The organism is Cryptosporangium minutisporangium (genome assembly GCF_039536245.1).
In the GTDB taxonomy this organism is placed as follows: Bacteria; Actinomycetota; Actinomycetes; order Mycobacteriales; family Cryptosporangiaceae; genus Cryptosporangium; species Cryptosporangium minutisporangium.
Map to the genome: position 1 here is coordinate 93,105 of NZ_BAAAYN010000040.1, position 14,269 is coordinate 107,373.

General features: G+C 72.7%; 16 protein-coding genes. 12 read left to right on the plus strand and 4 right to left on the minus strand.

Annotated elements, in window-relative coordinates; translation table 11 throughout:
• Positions 1-42: 42 nt before the first annotated feature.
• The 8 genes from ABEB28_RS28460 to ABEB28_RS28495 all read left to right on the plus strand — a co-directional run bounded on the left by ABEB28_RS28460 (position 43) and on the right by ABEB28_RS28495 (position 8,417).
• Positions 43-1,125 carry a site-specific integrase gene (locus tag ABEB28_RS28460; RefSeq protein ID WP_345731308.1) on the plus strand — a complete coding sequence of 361 codons (1,083 nt, stop codon included), beginning with the start codon at positions 43-45 and terminating at the stop codon, positions 1,123-1,125.
• 89 nt (positions 1,126-1,214) lie between these two features.
• Positions 1,215-2,246: a hypothetical protein gene (locus tag ABEB28_RS28465; protein ID WP_345731309.1), complete on the plus strand. Its 1,032-nt coding sequence runs from the start codon at positions 1,215-1,217 to the stop codon at positions 2,244-2,246.
• A 61-nt stretch (positions 2,247-2,307) separates the two neighbouring features.
• A complete protein-coding gene (locus ABEB28_RS28470; protein WP_345731310.1) occupies positions 2,308-2,811 on the plus strand; it encodes an RNA polymerase sigma factor in 504 nt (167 codons plus the stop codon).
• Complete coding sequence (locus ABEB28_RS28475) at positions 2,808-3,536, plus strand: hypothetical protein (protein ID WP_345731311.1); 729 nt, start codon at positions 2,808-2,810, stop codon at positions 3,534-3,536. Before ABEB28_RS28470 ends, ABEB28_RS28475 begins: the two co-directional genes overlap by 4 nt.
• Positions 3,537-3,639: 103 nt before the next feature.
• Positions 3,640-4,722: a homogentisate 1,2-dioxygenase gene (locus ABEB28_RS28480; protein ID WP_345731312.1), complete on the plus strand. Its 1,083-nt coding sequence runs from the start codon at positions 3,640-3,642 to the stop codon at positions 4,720-4,722.
• Positions 4,719-5,873: an alpha/beta hydrolase gene (locus tag ABEB28_RS28485; protein WP_345731313.1), complete on the plus strand. Its 1,155-nt coding sequence runs from the start codon at positions 4,719-4,721 to the stop codon at positions 5,871-5,873. The genes ABEB28_RS28480 and ABEB28_RS28485 overlap by 4 nt, the downstream gene beginning before the upstream one ends.
• A complete protein-coding gene (locus ABEB28_RS28490) occupies positions 5,870-7,039 on the plus strand; it encodes an acyl-CoA dehydrogenase family protein (protein WP_345731314.1) in 1,170 nt (389 codons plus the stop codon). Before ABEB28_RS28485 ends, ABEB28_RS28490 begins: the two co-directional genes overlap by 4 nt.
• Positions 7,032-8,417 carry a phosphotransferase family protein gene (locus tag ABEB28_RS28495; RefSeq protein WP_345731315.1) on the plus strand — a complete coding sequence of 462 codons (1,386 nt, stop codon included), beginning with the start codon at positions 7,032-7,034 and terminating at the stop codon, positions 8,415-8,417. Before ABEB28_RS28490 ends, ABEB28_RS28495 begins: the two co-directional genes overlap by 8 nt.
• A gap of 39 nt (positions 8,418-8,456) precedes the next feature.
• Here ABEB28_RS28495 and ABEB28_RS28500 read toward each other — a convergent pair whose 3' ends face one another.
• A complete protein-coding gene (locus ABEB28_RS28500) occupies positions 8,457-9,257 on the minus strand; it encodes a TetR/AcrR family transcriptional regulator (protein ID WP_345731316.1) in 801 nt (266 codons plus the stop codon).
• A gap of 92 nt (positions 9,258-9,349) precedes the next feature.
• On the opposite strand from ABEB28_RS28500, the gene ABEB28_RS28505 reads away from it, so the two are divergent.
• Positions 9,350-10,570 carry a DUF418 domain-containing protein gene (locus ABEB28_RS28505; RefSeq protein WP_345731317.1) on the plus strand — a complete coding sequence of 407 codons (1,221 nt, stop codon included), beginning with the start codon at positions 9,350-9,352 and terminating at the stop codon, positions 10,568-10,570.
• A 28-nt stretch (positions 10,571-10,598) separates the two neighbouring features.
• On the opposite strand, the gene add is transcribed toward ABEB28_RS28505, so the two are convergent.
• From add to ABEB28_RS28520, 3 genes are read right to left on the minus strand one after another with little or no spacing between them, the layout of a single operon-like run.
• Positions 10,599-11,567, minus strand: a complete 969-nt coding sequence (gene add, locus ABEB28_RS28510) for an adenosine deaminase (RefSeq protein ID WP_345731318.1) — start codon at positions 11,565-11,567, stop codon at positions 10,599-10,601.
• A 50-nt stretch (positions 11,568-11,617) separates the two neighbouring features.
• Positions 11,618-11,989, minus strand: a complete 372-nt coding sequence (locus ABEB28_RS28515) for a DUF4180 domain-containing protein (RefSeq protein ID WP_345731319.1) — start codon at positions 11,987-11,989, stop codon at positions 11,618-11,620.
• Positions 11,982-12,413, minus strand: coding sequence for a helix-turn-helix domain-containing protein (locus tag ABEB28_RS28520; protein WP_345731320.1), 432 nt, complete (start codon positions 12,411-12,413; stop codon positions 11,982-11,984). Before ABEB28_RS28520 ends, ABEB28_RS28515 begins: the two co-directional genes overlap by 8 nt.
• Positions 12,414-12,535: 122 nt before the next feature.
• Here ABEB28_RS28520 and ABEB28_RS28525 point away from each other — a divergent pair, with 122 nt between their 5' ends.
• The 3 genes from ABEB28_RS28525 (at position 12,536) to ABEB28_RS28535 (ending at position 14,257) form a co-directional block, all read left to right on the plus strand.
• Entirely contained in the window at positions 12,536-12,796 is a 261-nt protein-coding gene (locus tag ABEB28_RS28525; protein ID WP_345731321.1) for a hypothetical protein, read from the plus strand.
• Positions 12,793-13,233: a hypothetical protein gene (locus ABEB28_RS28530; RefSeq protein ID WP_345731322.1), complete on the plus strand. Its 441-nt coding sequence runs from the start codon at positions 12,793-12,795 to the stop codon at positions 13,231-13,233. Before ABEB28_RS28525 ends, ABEB28_RS28530 begins: the two co-directional genes overlap by 4 nt.
• Before the next feature lie 112 nt (positions 13,234-13,345).
• Complete coding sequence (locus tag ABEB28_RS28535; RefSeq protein ID WP_376981088.1) at positions 13,346-14,257, plus strand: DMT family transporter; 912 nt, start codon at positions 13,346-13,348, stop codon at positions 14,255-14,257.
• Positions 14,258-14,269 lie beyond the last annotated feature (12 nt).

Below are 14,269 nucleotides of genomic sequence, written 5' to 3' on the forward strand. Positions count from 1 at the left end.
CACCTTCGCGGCAGCCATTGGCCACTGGCACGAAAGGCGCTCATGGACCGGAGCACTAACGAAATCGCCGTCGCTTCCCACGCCGGCGGGGAGGTCGCACGAACGACCGATGTCGACCACACGATCTCGACGGAGACGGCGCGGCGGATCGCGGCCGCGATACCGCCCAACACGGTTCGCGCCTACGCCGCCGATCGCGCGGCGTTTCGCCGCTGGTGCGCCCTGGTCGGCCGTACTCCCCTCCCGGCCACCGCGGCGACCGCCGCCGAGTACGCCACGTTCCTCGTCGAAGGCGGAGCCCTGCAGGAGAACGGCGAACGCAAGGGCCCCGCGGCGCCGCGCACGGTCGAACGCGCGCTGTCGGCGATCCGCACCGAACACCGCGAGAACGGATTCCCGAATCAGCCCGACCTGATCGGTGCCCGCCATGTGATCAACGGCCACCGCTTCGACCGGACGACCAAAGGCATCCGCGACCGGCAGGCCGCGGCGCTCAGCGTCAGCGACCTGCGCGCCATGGTGGACACCTGCGACCCCGAGACCCTCGCCGGGGCTCGGGATCGCGCCCTGATCGTGCTGGGCTTCAGCATGATGGTGCGCCGCTCCGAGCTGGTGGCGCTGAACACCGTCGGCGACCTGCGGGAAACGCCCGACGGCGTCGAGGTGTTGGTGCGCTGGTCCAAGACCGACCAGGAGGCCGTCGGCGAGCTGGTCGCGGTGCACTACGGGTCGCACCCGCAGACGTGCCCGGTCCGGCTGTTGCGGGCCTGGCGCCAGCGGCTCGCCGACGTCCGGCCCGGCGAAGGCCCACTGTGGATGCCGATCGACAAGCAGGACCGGCTGCCCCACATGCCGGGCTACTCGGGGAAACGGGGCACCGGACGCCTCTCGGGCAAGGCCGTGGGGATCATCCTCCGGGACGCCGCTCGGAAAGCCGGTGTCAGCAGCGAGGCGCTCTCCGCTCACTCGCTGCGCGTCGGCGGCGCCACGGCGGCGTACGAAGCGGGCAACGACCTGCTGGCGATCTCCCGTCGTGGCCGCTGGAAGGACGGCTCGCCGGTGCTGCTCCGCTACATCCGCGAGGTGGACAAGTGGAAGGTCAATCCGATGTCCGGTGTGCTGTAAGAGAGCCGAGCCCGGCGCCGTCCTTGGTCGGGACGGCGTCGACCTAAGGCACTAGTCCGGCGGTAGCGGCAGGCCGAAGCCTCGCAGCTATGACCAACACAGTCGAGCGCCCCACCACCAAGCGTTCCCGAGGCTGGTGGCCGGCGGTTGCCCTGTTCCTGCTCTCGCCGCTGTTCGGCGAGTACCTCCTCGGCAACCTGGCCTTCTCCGACCTGCCGATGCTGCCGTTCCTCGCCCTGCTCTACGGCGCGGGCACACTGCTGATCCGGGAGACCGCCCGCCGCTTCGGACGCGGCTCGGCCACGATGCTGCTGCTCGGCGTCGCCTACGCGCTGATCGAGGAGGGCCTCGTCGATCAGATGCTGTTCAACCACGACTACTTCGCCGGGCAGGCCCAGGAGAGCGACACGATCCTCGCGGCGTTGGGCATCGACGCCTGGCTCACGCTCGTCGTCGTTGCGATGCACACGATCTGGAGCACCTACATCCCGATCACCCTTCTGGAGGCCCTCGTACCGGCCAGGGCGACCCGCCCCTGGCTGGGGCCGGTCGGTACGGCGGTGACCGCGGTCGTCTTCGTCGCCGGCTCCGTACTGCTCGGCTGGGTGGTGCACTCCGAGACCGGGTTCCTCGCCTCGGCCGGACAGCTGACCGGGACGTCGATCGTCGTGATCGTCCTGGTGGCGGCGGCGTTCCTGATCCCGCGACCCGGGGCGGGATCGGACCGGGCGGCGCCGCGGCGCTGGCTCGCCGGACTGGTCGCCTTCGCCGCGTCGAGCCTGTTCATGTTCACCGAGGTACTGCCCGGCTGGACGGAGGTCGCGGCCGCCGTCACCCTCGTCGTCGTCTTCACCGTCGTCGTCGTGCGGTGGTCCAGGAGTCGCGGATTCGGTGTCCGCGACCGGCTGGCTCTGGTCGCCGGGGGCGTCCTCACCTACGCCTGGCTGGGGATGACCATGGAGCCGGAGACCGGGCCGCGGTCGACGCTCGACCAGGTCGGTGCCGTGCTGATCGCCGGCTTCGCGATCGCTCTGGTCGTGCTCGCCTTCCGTACCACCCGCGGCGGTCGGGGTGCAGTCGAAGACCCTCCGATCGTGGCTTCGCGCCGGGTGCAACCCTGAGCGCGGCTGGTGCGTAGTAAGACGTCCGGCCGAACGGCGCCGGCCGACACGGGAGGTGCGGGTGCCCTTCTCCGGAGACCCGGGCGCGGAGCAACGCTTCGACGAGTTCTACGCCGCGAACTTCGCGGCGCTCGCGGCACAGATCACCGTCTACCTGGGCGACCGCGCCGAAGCCGAGGACATCACCCAGGAGGCGTTCTGCCGGGCGTGGCGCCACTGGCCGCAGATCTCCGGCGGCACCAACCCGGTGGGGTGGGTCCACACGGTCGCTTACCGGCTCGCGGTGAGCCGCTGGCGGCGGCTGCGGGTGGCGGTGGCCCACCGCCTCCGGCACCGTCCACAGAGCATTCCGCCGCCCGACGGCGGGCGGCTGGATCTCCAGGCCGCGCTGGCGACCCTGCCCGACGCGCAGCGCCGCGTCGTCGTCCTGCACTACCTGGCCGACCTCGGGGTCGACGAGATCGCCGCGCGCGAAGGCGTCCCGGTCGGAACCGTCAAGTCATGGCTGCACCGCGGCCGGGCCCGCCTGGCCACCGCACTCGACCGGGAAGGAGCCGCGCAGTGAGCGTCGAGGAGAGCGACACCCGGCTGGCCGCGGAACTGGCCGCCTACGAGGCGCGCCTCGTGCCCGGCGTCACCGTCCGGGGTGGTCCGGCGGCGCGGGCGACCGTGACCCGGCGGCGGCGCTGGAACACCGCGGCGCTCGCCGCCGCGGTCGTGCTGCTGGTGGTGGCGGGCGTCGGGCTGCTCCGCCCCGAACAGCAGGAGGAGGATCGGCTGGTGCCGGTCACTCCACCGTCGGCCACGGCGTCCTCCGGGGAGCCGTCACCGCCGCCGGGCCCGCTGGACAACGCGACGATCGACTTCTCCCGGCTCCCGGAGGCCGACTGCGGTGGCCCGACCGTCCAGCTGCGCGACGGCGACAACTCCAACGTCCGCCGCCTGGACACGGTCTTCAGCTACTACGTCTCGGACCACCGGCCCGTGGTCGCCGACCTCGACGGCGACGGCCGCGACGACTACGTGGCGGTCCTCGGCTGCGTCGGCGAGGGCGGCGGTGTCGGGCGGTCGTGGCTGCTGATGCTCACCGGCGACCTGCCGCGGCTGACCGTCGCCGGGCCCGGCTTCCCGCTGCAGGCGGTAGACCGGGAGCGGGACCCCGATCCCGAGCTGGTCGGGCTGCGCGTCGAGGACGGTGTGGTAGTGGCCGACCTGTCGACCGACGGCCAGGAATCGACCGTGCGGCTGCGCTGGAACGGCACGGAGCTGGCACCGGCGCGCACTAACTGAACACGGCCGTTCTCGGATCGATCCAGGTGCTCCGGGTGGGCTGAACGAGCTGACCCGGAGCACCGCCCTGTGCTTCGCTGGACGCCCCGGCCCGAGGAGTCCGATGGAGTCCTTCGTCCAGCTACGCCGCGGCACCACCCCCCGGCGCGCCCACGCCGACCTCGACGGCCTGAAGGACGACGAACTCGGCCGCGCCGGCTTCACCGGCCGCACCGCCCACCTGTATCGGCGGCACGACCCGACGGCCTACCGCGCGGTCGGCCCGCTCACCGGCACCGATGTCCTGGTCGACGCGCTGGAGCCCACCGATGCGGCCGACCCCGCTGGGACACCGCTGCTGCTGCTGAGCAACTCCGACTGCCGGATCTCGCTGTCGCGCCGCGCCGCGCCCACGCCGTTCTACGTGCGCAACGTCGACGGCGACGAGCTCTACTTCGTCCACCGGGGCACCGGCACGTTCGTCACCGAGTTCGGTGACCTGCCCTACCGGCCCGGCGACTACGTCTACCTGCCGAAGGCCACCACCTACCGGCAGGTGCCCGACGCCGGGGACACCACCGCGCTGATCGTCGAGACCACCGAGGAGCTCCGGACGCCGCCCGCCGGGGCACTCGGCCGACACTTCCCGTTCGACAGCGCGCTGGTCGTCATCCCCGAAGCACGGGTGGTCGAGGACGACGGCCGCGACGAGTACGAGGTCCGGCTCTACCACTCCGGCGAGTGCACCCAGCTGTTCTACCCCCACGACCCCTGCGACGTCGAAGGTTGGCGCGGCGACAACTTCCCGTTCACGTTCAACGTCGCCGACTACACGGTGCTGGCCAGCGAGAGCGTCCACCTCCCGCCGACCGTCCACCTGTTCCTGCAGGCGACCGGCGTCGCGGTGCTCAACTTCCTGCCCCGGCCCGCGGAGGCCGTGCCGGGCACCGAACGCTACCCGTGGTACCACCGCAACGCCGACCACGACGAGGTCGCATTCTTCCACGGCGGCAGCGTGTTCGGCGTCGACGTGCCGGCCGGCCTGCTCTCCCACACCCCGCAGGGCCTGCACCACGGCGCACCGGAGAAGGCCAGGGAACGCGCCCGCCGACGATTCGATGAGTACGACCGGGTCGAGTGGCAGATCATCGCCATCGACACCCGCCGCCGCCTGACCCCCAGCCCCGCGCTGCGGGGACCGGTATGAGCGGCTACGACCGCATCCCGTACCTCGTGGTGTTCCCGGACAGCTCACCCCACCGGGACACCTACGGCGGCGTCGGCGAGACCGTCGCGCTGGAGAGCTACCTGCTCCGCCCGCCGACGCCGAGCGACACCGTGCTGGTGTTCATGCACCCGATCGGCGGCGGCGCATACCTGCCGATGGTCACCGCGCTCGCCCGCGCCGGCCACCACGTCATCTACTGCGGCAGCCGGTACCGCGGCGTGGACTCCGCGCTGATCATGGAGAAGGTCGTCGAAGACCTCGGCGCGTGCGTCCGCGACGCCCGGGACCGCCTCGGCTACTCCTACGTGGTGCTCGCGGGCTGGTCCGGCGGCGGCGCGCTCTCGCTCTACTACCAGCAGCAGGCCCGGAAACCCACGGTCACCGCGCCACCCGGCGGCGGCCCACCCGACCTCACGCAGCTGGACCTCGTCCCGGCCGACGCGGTACTGCTGCTCGCCGCCCACGTCAGCAGGCACGGCACGCTCACCGAGTGGCTCGACGCGGCGATCCTCGACGAAACCGACCCGGACGTCCGCGACCCCGCGCTCGACCTCTACGACCCGCACGGCCCGCAGCCCCCGTACGACCCGGCGTTCCTGCACACCTACCGGGCCGCGCAGATCGCCCGTAACCGCCGCATCACCGCGTGGGCGCGCGACGAACTGGACCGGTTACCCCCGCACGAGGAACGCGGATTCGTCGTGCACGGCACGATGGCCGACCCGCGCTGGCTCGACCCGGCCGTCGACCCCAACGACCGGGCACCGGGCCGCTGCTACCTCGGGGATCCGCGGATCGTCAACAACGGCCCCGTCGGCCTGGCCCGCTTCACCACGCTGCGCAGCTGGCTGTCCCAGTGGAGCTACGACGACGCCCGCGGCGACGGCGTCCGCTGCGCCGCCGACGTCGGCGTCCCCACCCTGGTCGTCGGCAACAGCGCCGACGACGCCTGTACACCCAGCCACACCCGGCGGCTCTACGACGCGGTGGGCCACCCCGACCGCACCCTGCACGTCGTCGACGGCGCCACGCACTACTACGCCGGGCCCGACCAGCGCCCGAAACTCGCCGAAGCGGTCGGCGTCATCACCGGCTGGCTCGCCGACCGCGGTCTCGGAGGACACCGATGAGCATCCGACAGGCCGTCCGGACCTTCGTCGACGACGAGGTCATCCCCGCCGAACCGGCACTGAACGCCGCCCGCGGCGGCGAACCGCTGCAAACCCTCCGCGAAAGCGCGAAGAAACAGGGCCTCTGGGCGCTCGGCCACCCGGCCGAACTCGGCGGCGGCGGCCTGTCGTTCCGCGACTTCGTGCTGATCAACGAGATCATCGGCCGATCCCGCTGGGGCCAGCTGGCACTCGGCACCGTGTCCATGCAGGACTCGATCATGCTGCACCGGTTCGGCACCGCGCACCACCGCGCCCGCTGGCTGGAGCCGCTGGTCGCCGGGGAGATCATGCCGAGCGTCGCGATGACCGAACCGGAGGTCGCCGGCTCCGACCCGACGCTCATCCGCGCCACCGCCCGCCTGGACGGCGACGAGTGGGTCATCGACGCCCACAAGTGGTTCACCACCGGCGCGTCCGGCGCCGCGTTCACCACCGTGTTCGTCCGCACCGAACCCGACGGCACGGAGCCGCACCGGGCGCTCTCGGCGATCGTCGTCCCGGCCGGAGCCCCCGGCTTCGAGATCGTGCGGGTCGTCCCGACGATGGGCGGCACCAGCGGTGACCACTGCGAGATCCGCCTCACCGCGGTCCGCGTCCCCCGGGAGAACCTGCTCGGCGAACGCGGCGGCGGCTTCGGCGTCGCGCAGGTCCGGCTCGGCCCCGGCCGGATCTTCCACGCGATGCGCTGGCTCGGGCAGGCCCAGCGCGCGTTCGAGCTGATGCTGGAGCGGGCCCGCACCCGCTACGCCCACGGCTCGGTGCTCGCCGAGAAAGGCGAGATCCAGCGGTACATCGCCGAGTCCGCCGCCGACATCCAAGCCGCGCGGCTGCTGGTGCTCGACGCCGCCGACGCCTACGACTCCGACGGGCGGGCCCGCGACCAGATCGCGATCGCCAAGTTCTGGGTCGCGCGGATCCTGCACGACGTCGTCGACCGGGCCATCCAGGTCCACGGCGCGCTCGGCGTCACCGGCGACACCCCGCTGGAAGAGATGTACCGGGAGGCCCGCTACGCGCGGATCTACGACGGCCCCGACGAGGTGCACCGGATGACCGTGGCGCGGCGCCTGATCGCCGACCCCGGGCGCGCCCCGTGGCTCCGGGGAGATGCCTCACATGCCTGACCCCGCCTACCCGCCGGCCGACCCGGCCGCGCAGTCCGTACGCGAGGCGTTGCGGGGCCGCTTGTCGGACCTGTGGGGCACCCCGGTGCGGGTCGGGGAACCCGTGCTGCTGACCGGCGGCGCCAGCCGCGAGACCCTCCAGATCCACGTCGCCGCCACCGGAACCCACCGCGACGTCGTGCTCCGCCGCGACCTGCTGCCCGGCGCCGACCCGGCCGGGCTGGCCCGCGAAGCCGCCGCGCTGCGCGCCGCCGCCGCCGACGGCGTCCCGGTACCGGCCGTCGTCGACGACGGCCCGGCCCTCAGCGGCCACCCCTACCTGGTGATGGAGTACGTACCCGGCGAGACCGTGCCCCGCCGCCTGCTGCGCGACCCCGCCTACAGCACCATCCGGACGACGCTCGCCGGCGCGCTCGGCGCGATCGCCGCCCGCATCCACACCGTCGACCCCGACCAGGTACCCGGCCTGACCCGCCCCGACCCGCTGGGCCTGCTGCGCGATCTCGCCGATGACGACGACACCCCGCGGCCCGCCGTCGAACTCGGCCTGGCGTGGCTCGCCGCCCGCACGCCACCGCCGGCGCCGGACACCCTCGTCCACGGCGACCTGCGCAACGGCAACGTCCTCGTCGGACCGGACGGGGTCCGCGCGATCCTGGACTGGGAGCTGGTGCACCGCGGTGACCCGGTCGAGGACCTCGGCTGGCTCTGCGTCAAGGCGTGGCGGTTCGGTGCCGCGCAGCCGGTCGGCGGGTTCGGCAGCCGCGCCGAACTGCTCGACGGCTACGCCGCGGTGGCCGGATGGCGCCCCACCGACGAACAGCTGCGCTGGTGGGAGGTGTACGGGACACTGCGCTGGGTGCTGCTCTGCCGCCGGCAGGCGCTGGCGTACCTGCGCGGCGACCGCGACTCGCTGGAACACGCGGTGATCGGGCGGCGGGTCTGCGAAGCCGAGTTCGACCTGCTGCTGGCGCTCGACCTGACGTCCCCCGCCGCCCCGACACCGGTCACGCAGCCGCTGGTCACTCCCGGCGACGCGGACCGCGGCACCACCCGCCCGCCGCACGACGCCCCGGACGCCGGGCACCTGATCGCCGCCGTCACCGACGCGTTCACCAGCGGCGCGTTCGGGGACGCCTACCTCACCCGGGTCGCGGCCAACGCGCTGCGAATCGCCGGGCGGGAGCTGGCGCTCGGCCCCGACCTCGCCGACCGGCACCGCCGCCGCCTCGACGCCCTCGGAGTACCGGACGACGCCGCGGTGGCCGCCGCCCTCCGCGACGGCACGGGCGGGCCGCAGCTCACCGCCGCGGTCGTCGACGCCGTCCGCGACAAGCTGCTCGTCGCCAACCCCCGCTACCTGACCCAACCGGCCTGACCCAACCCGTGCGGGACCGGCACGGGTCGCGGCCCGGTGTCAGCCGGTCGCCGGGCTCCGCTCGCGGCTGACCAGCGCGTCGATACCGTCGAGCAGCAGGCCGAGGCCGAACGTGAAGTCGGCGTCCTCGACCCACTCGGCGGACCCGCCGAACGCGTTCTCCCGCACCGCCGCGGCCAGCGCCGGGTAGACGTCCGGGTCGAGCAGCTGGGCGAGCATCGCGCCGTATCCGGCCGGTCCGCCCACCGGGTCGCCGCCGTCGGAGCCTGCCGAACCGTCAGTGCCGGCAGTGCCGGCAGTGCTGGCAGTGCCGTCCGGCTGGTTGAGCGCGTGCGCCATCGCGGCCAGCCGGGACGCGTAGCTGGTGAGCGTCGTCGCGACGTTGAGCCGCTGGCCGTAGTCCAGCCCGGTGCCGGCCAGCGCGCCCAGCGCACGGTCGAGCCAGCGCAGCGTACGGGGCCCGGCCGGGGGTGTGGTCTGGCCGAGCGCCAGCAGCCACGGACGGCTGAGCAAGAAGTCGCGGGTGGTCCGCGTCCAGTCGGTGAGGTAGGCCCGCCAGTCGCGCCCGTCCAGCGGCGGCGGCTCCGGCACGGCGGCGTCGGCCATCAGGATCAGCAGTTCGTCCTTGCTGCCCACGTACCGGTAGAGCGACATCGTCGCCATCCCGACCGCACCGGCGACGCTGCTCATCGTCACGCCGTCCAGCCCGTCGCGGTCGGCGATGCGGATCGCTGCGTCGACGATGCTGCCCAGGTCCTGGCTGGGGCGGGGGCCGTGCCGGGACCCGGTGTCGCGGCCCCACATGCGGGCCACCACGGGGGGAAGTCCGGCCTCGGCCACGTCGGCTACCTCTCGTTCGATCTTGCGCTCACTCTAGAGGCACGGCACTCTGTATCTCATACGCTGTACCTCATACGCAGAAGCGGGGATTGATGACCACACCCACTCCGATCCGCAGGGTCCTCGACGTCGACGCGATCCGCGGCTTCGCACTGTTCGGGATCTTCGCCGTCAACGTCACGTTCATGGCCTCCGGCTACCCCGGCAACCTCGTCACCGACCCCGACTTCCGCTCCGGCCTCGACGACGCCGTCCGCGCGCTCTCCTCGGTCCTCATCGACATGAAGTTCTACGTGCTGTTCTCGTTCCTGTTCGGGTACAGCTTCACCCTCCAGATGGACTCCGCCCGCCGCGCCGACGCCGCGTTCACCCCCCGGATGCTTCGCCGCATCGGCGGCTTATTCGTCCTCGGCGCACTGCACACCGTCTTCCTCTACGGCGGGGACATCCTCACCACCTACGCCGTCGCCTGCCTCGCCCTGCTGCTCCTGCGCAACGTCAGCGACCGCACCGCGCTCCGCATCGCCGCCGGCCTCTACGCCGTCGTCCTGCTCAGCCTGGTCTCCAGCGCCCTGCTCGTGGACCGCTCCGCGTTCGTCCCCGGCGAAGCCGAAGCACTCGCCAACGGCGCCGAATCCACCCAGGCGCTGCTCGGCGGCTGGGGCGACGTCATCGGCGAACACCTCGCCGGCCTGCCGCTGCTGCTCCTGCAGGCCGCCACCTTGCAAGGCCCCACCGCGCTCGCGCTGTTCCTGCTCGGCATGGTCGCCGGACGAGGACAGTGGCTCGCCCACGTCACCGGCACCGAACCCGTACTCCGCCGGATCCAGTGGACCGGCTTCCCGATCGGCCTCCTCGGTGGCCTCGTCTACGCCGCCGCCGGCGGCAACAACAACACCTTCGCCGTCGCCGTCAGCGTCGCCACCGCACCACTGCTCGCCGCCGCGTACGTCGCCACCCTGCTGCGCGTCATGCACCGGACACCGGCCGTCCGATCCGCGCTCGCCCCCGCCGGCCGCGCATCGCTCACCAACTACCTCGCCCAAGCCGCCATCGGCCTGGTGGTCTTCACCGGCATCGGGTTCGGCCTCGCGGGCACGTTCTCACCGCTCGCGCTGTTCGGCTTCACCCTCGCGGTCTTCGCCGTGCAACTCCTGATCAGCGCCGTCTGGCTGCGCCACTTCCGGTACGGCCCCGCCGAGTGGGCGCTCCGCTGGCTCACCAACGCCCGCCGGCCCGCGTGCCGCGTCCCGGCGCCCGGAACCGTCCCCACCGACGCAGAGCCCGCCGCCGCCGCGCCGGACCGTCGCTGACCACCGGGTGAGTCGCCTGGGGGGCGGCTCACCCGGCCAGCCACTCCGCGATCCCCGCCCGCAGCCGCTCCTTCGTCGCCGCCGGCGCGAACGACGCGTCCACCCCAGCCCGCGCCAACCCCGCCAACTCCGCGTCCGACGCCCCGAACGTGTCCCGCACCGCCGAATACTCACCGGTCAGCGTCGACCCGACCACCCTGGGCACGTCCGTGTTGAGCGTCACCACCAGACCGGCCTCCACCAGCGCCGGCAACGGATGCTCCGCCCACGACGGCACGAACCCCAGCGCCACGTTCGACGACGGACACACCTCCAGCGGCACACCCGCATCCCGCACCTGGGCGACCAGCTCCGGATCCTCGAGGATCCGGATACCGTGCCCCAGCCGCTCCGCGTGCCCGACCGTCAACGCCTCCCGGATCGACGCCGGGCCGCACGCCTCCCCGGCGTGGTGCACCAAGTGCAGCCCCGCGTCCCGCGCCTCGTCGCACACCTCCGCGAACGGCGCCAGCGGATACGTCTCCTCACCCGCGACGCCCACCGCCACCACGTCCGCCGACGAGAGAGCCAGCCCCACCGTCGCGCGCAGACGCTCCACCGGGCGCCGCCGCGAATGATCCAGCAGCACCCGCACCTCGATCCCGTGGGCGTCCTGCCCGGCCTTGAGGCCGGCCAGGACCGCCTCCAGCGGCATCCGCGGATCACCCAGCCGCTCCCCATGGGCCGCCGCCGTGAACGTCACCTCCACGTACCCGACGCCCTGCGCGGCCTCGTCGGCGCAGAACTCCTCCGCCACCCGGGCGAAATCCGCCGGATCCCGCAAGCAGCTACGCACCCGCGCGCCATGATCGGCGAACGCCCGGAAACCCTCGAACCGGTCAACCTCGGGGAGCTCCACACCGTGCGCCGCGGCCAGCTCCGCCAGCGTCCCCGGACGCACCGCGCTCTCCAGGTGCACGTGCAGATGAGCCTTGGGCAAACGAGTCAGATCACGCACGTCCGCCGACGCTACGACCCACGCCCCCGCCGGCGCGAGCGGATAACGCCTCACGCCAGCCGCGCCTCCAACGCCGCCACGTCCGGAACGAACCACAACTGCCGGCCCCGGTCGCACTCCCGCACGAAGTCCCGCAGCGCGTCGCTCGCCGCCACGTACTCCGCGACGTCACCCACCACCGCCAACCCCACCCGGTAGTTCGCGAACTTCTGCGCCACCGCACCGGCCACCCCCGACCGCAGCCGGAAGAACTCCGGCCCCAGCCGCTCCACCGGCACGGCCACCCAGTCCGCGCGGCCCGCGAACGCGTCCCCGATCAGGTCCATCACCGCGTGCTCGTCCCGCAACACCGGGCCGGCCGCGTCCACCACCAGTACCCGCAGACCGTGCACCTCACGGACCGGCACCACCGCGTCAACCACCGCTCACTCCTCCTGTGTAGGCGTCCACCAACCGCAGCAGCTCCGCCGTCCGCCCGACCGAACCCAGCAGCACCAGCTTCAAACTGCCGCGCTCGGAGTCGTAGACCGTCTGCACCCGCAGCGCCCCGCCCTCCGGCGCCCCACTCGCCGCGCTCAGCACCAGCGTCGACAAGCGGTCCATCTCCGCCCGGTCGACGCCGTCGATCTGCACGATGCTCGACACCTCGACGTGACACCGCCGCGCCGCCGACTCCACCGGCCGCCCGCAGAACGCCTCCAGGTCCGCCGCCGCGATCCGGTACTGCCGCCCGATCCGAGACGCCACCAACCGACCGTCCCGCACGTAGCCGCGGACCGTTTTCCCGTGCAGACCCAGCAACGCCGCGACCTGCTCGACCGAGTACCACTCCGGCGGCACGGCCACCCCACTCCCCAGAACTCCCTGACGTTCCCTTTATAGGGGAGTGAACCCACCAAAGAAAGAACTTTACGGAGTGATCGACGTCCACCTCGCGCCGCGGAGTATGACGGGGTTACCCTGAGAGTGTGACCAAGCGGATCACGATCAGCGTCCCCGACGACGTCGCCGCCCACCTCGAAGGCGTCGGCGCCCGGCGCGTGTCCGGCTACGTCACCGACGCCATCCGCCACCTCGTCCGCCGCGAAGAACAACTCCGCCAACTCGACGAGGTCTTCGCCCGCACCGGCAACCCCCAAGCGCCCGACCGGGAACGCGCCGAACGATTCCTCGACGACGTCGCCGCCTGGCAATCCACCCGCGAGCTCAGGTCCGGCGCCCACGCGTGACCCCTACGCGCGCACCCAGCCAGGTCGGACTCGTCTTCGACCACCACCCCCTCACGGCCTACGCCTCCAGCAAAGACCTCATCGCGCCCTCCCTCGTCGCGTCCGTGCTCGAACGCCAGCAACTCATCGCCGTCTCACCACTCGTCCTCGCCGAGGCCTACTGCTCCTTAGACCACGAGGAAGCCGACGTCCTCGACCTCCTCACCGGCGGAGCACTCGCCGCCGCACTCATCGTCGAACCCTTCGACGGCGAAACCGCACGCCTCCTCGGCCGCGACTCCGCACCCACCATCGGCAGCACCGGCGGCCACCGGCCCACCCTCGCCACCCTCCACACCGCCCAACTCGCCGTCCGCCACGCCGCCGGCGTCGTCACCGGCGAACCCGCGCCGCTCCGCAAACTCCTCGGCCCCGACTGGCCCCTGCTCCGCGTCTGACCAGCCACCACAGCGCCACCCAAGCGCGCACCACCGCCAGATAGCGCGAGCCGACTGCCACCCCGGCCAAAATCCGCCAGCCCCCGGCGAGCCCCGACCCTAGGGTCGAACGGTGACCGCAACAGCCACCACCCCGGCGACCAACCCACCCCTGGCCAACCACCGGCTCCGCACCCTCGGCGCCGTCAGCTTCACCGTCCTGGCCTGGGCCTCCGCCTTCATCGGCATCCGCTGGGTCGGCGAGCACTACACCGCAGGCCCACTCGCGTTCGGCCGCCTCCTCATCGGCACCCTCGCGCTCGGCGCCGGAGTCCTCGCCAGCCGACGGACCTGGGTCCGACCCAACCGCACCGAATGGCTGCTCATCACGCTCTGCGGCGTCGCCTGGTTCGGCATCTACAACATCGCGCTCAACGCCGCCGAACGACGCGTCGACGCCGGCACCGCCGCCATGCTCGTCAACCTCGGCCCGATCCTCATCGCACTCTTCGCCGGATTCCTGCTCCGCGAAGGCTTTCCCCGCTGGCTGCTCATCGGCGCCGCCGTCGCGTTCACCGGCGTCGTCCTGATCGGCATCCCCTCCGCACGCAACAGCGACGCCGGCGACGGCATGGTGCTCGGCGTCGTCCTGCTCCTGGTCGCCGCCGTCACCTACGCGATCGGCGTCCTCGCCCAGAAACCCACCCTCCGGCGTCTACCGGCCCTCCAGGTCACCTGGCTCGCCTGCACCATCGGGACGCTCACCTGCCTGCCCTTCGCACCCGGCTTCGTCCGCGAACTCGCCGACAGCCCGGCCGGACCGACCGCAGGCCTGGTGTACCTCGGACTGGTCCCGACCGCGCTGGCGTTCGGGACCTGGGGGTACGCGCTCGCCCGCATGGACGCCGGACGACTCGGCATCACCACCTACGTCGTCCCGCCGCTCGCCGTCCTCGGCGGATGGGTCCTGCTCGGCGAGACGCCGGCCGCGCTCGTCGGCGGCGCCGTGTGCCTGGTCGGAGTGGCCCTGTCCCGTCGTCGGTGAAACCTGAGTGCC

Coding starts and splice junctions, on each gene's coding strand:
- ABEB28_RS28460 (WP_345731308.1), top strand. CDS start 43: ATGGACCGGAGCACTAACGAAATCGCCGTCGCTTCCCACGCCGGCGGG.
- ABEB28_RS28465 (WP_345731309.1), top strand. CDS start 1,215: ATGACCAACACAGTCGAGCGCCCCACCACCAAGCGTTCCCGAGGCTGG.
- ABEB28_RS28485 (WP_345731313.1), top strand. CDS start 4,719: ATGAGCGGCTACGACCGCATCCCGTACCTCGTGGTGTTCCCGGACAGC.
- ABEB28_RS28505 (WP_345731317.1), top strand. CDS start 9,350: ATGACCACACCCACTCCGATCCGCAGGGTCCTCGACGTCGACGCGATC.
- ABEB28_RS28490 (WP_345731314.1), top strand. CDS start 5,870: ATGAGCATCCGACAGGCCGTCCGGACCTTCGTCGACGACGAGGTCATC.
- ABEB28_RS28495 (WP_345731315.1), top strand. CDS start 7,032: ATGCCTGACCCCGCCTACCCGCCGGCCGACCCGGCCGCGCAGTCCGTA.
- ABEB28_RS28480 (WP_345731312.1), top strand. CDS start 3,640: ATGGAGTCCTTCGTCCAGCTACGCCGCGGCACCACCCCCCGGCGCGCC.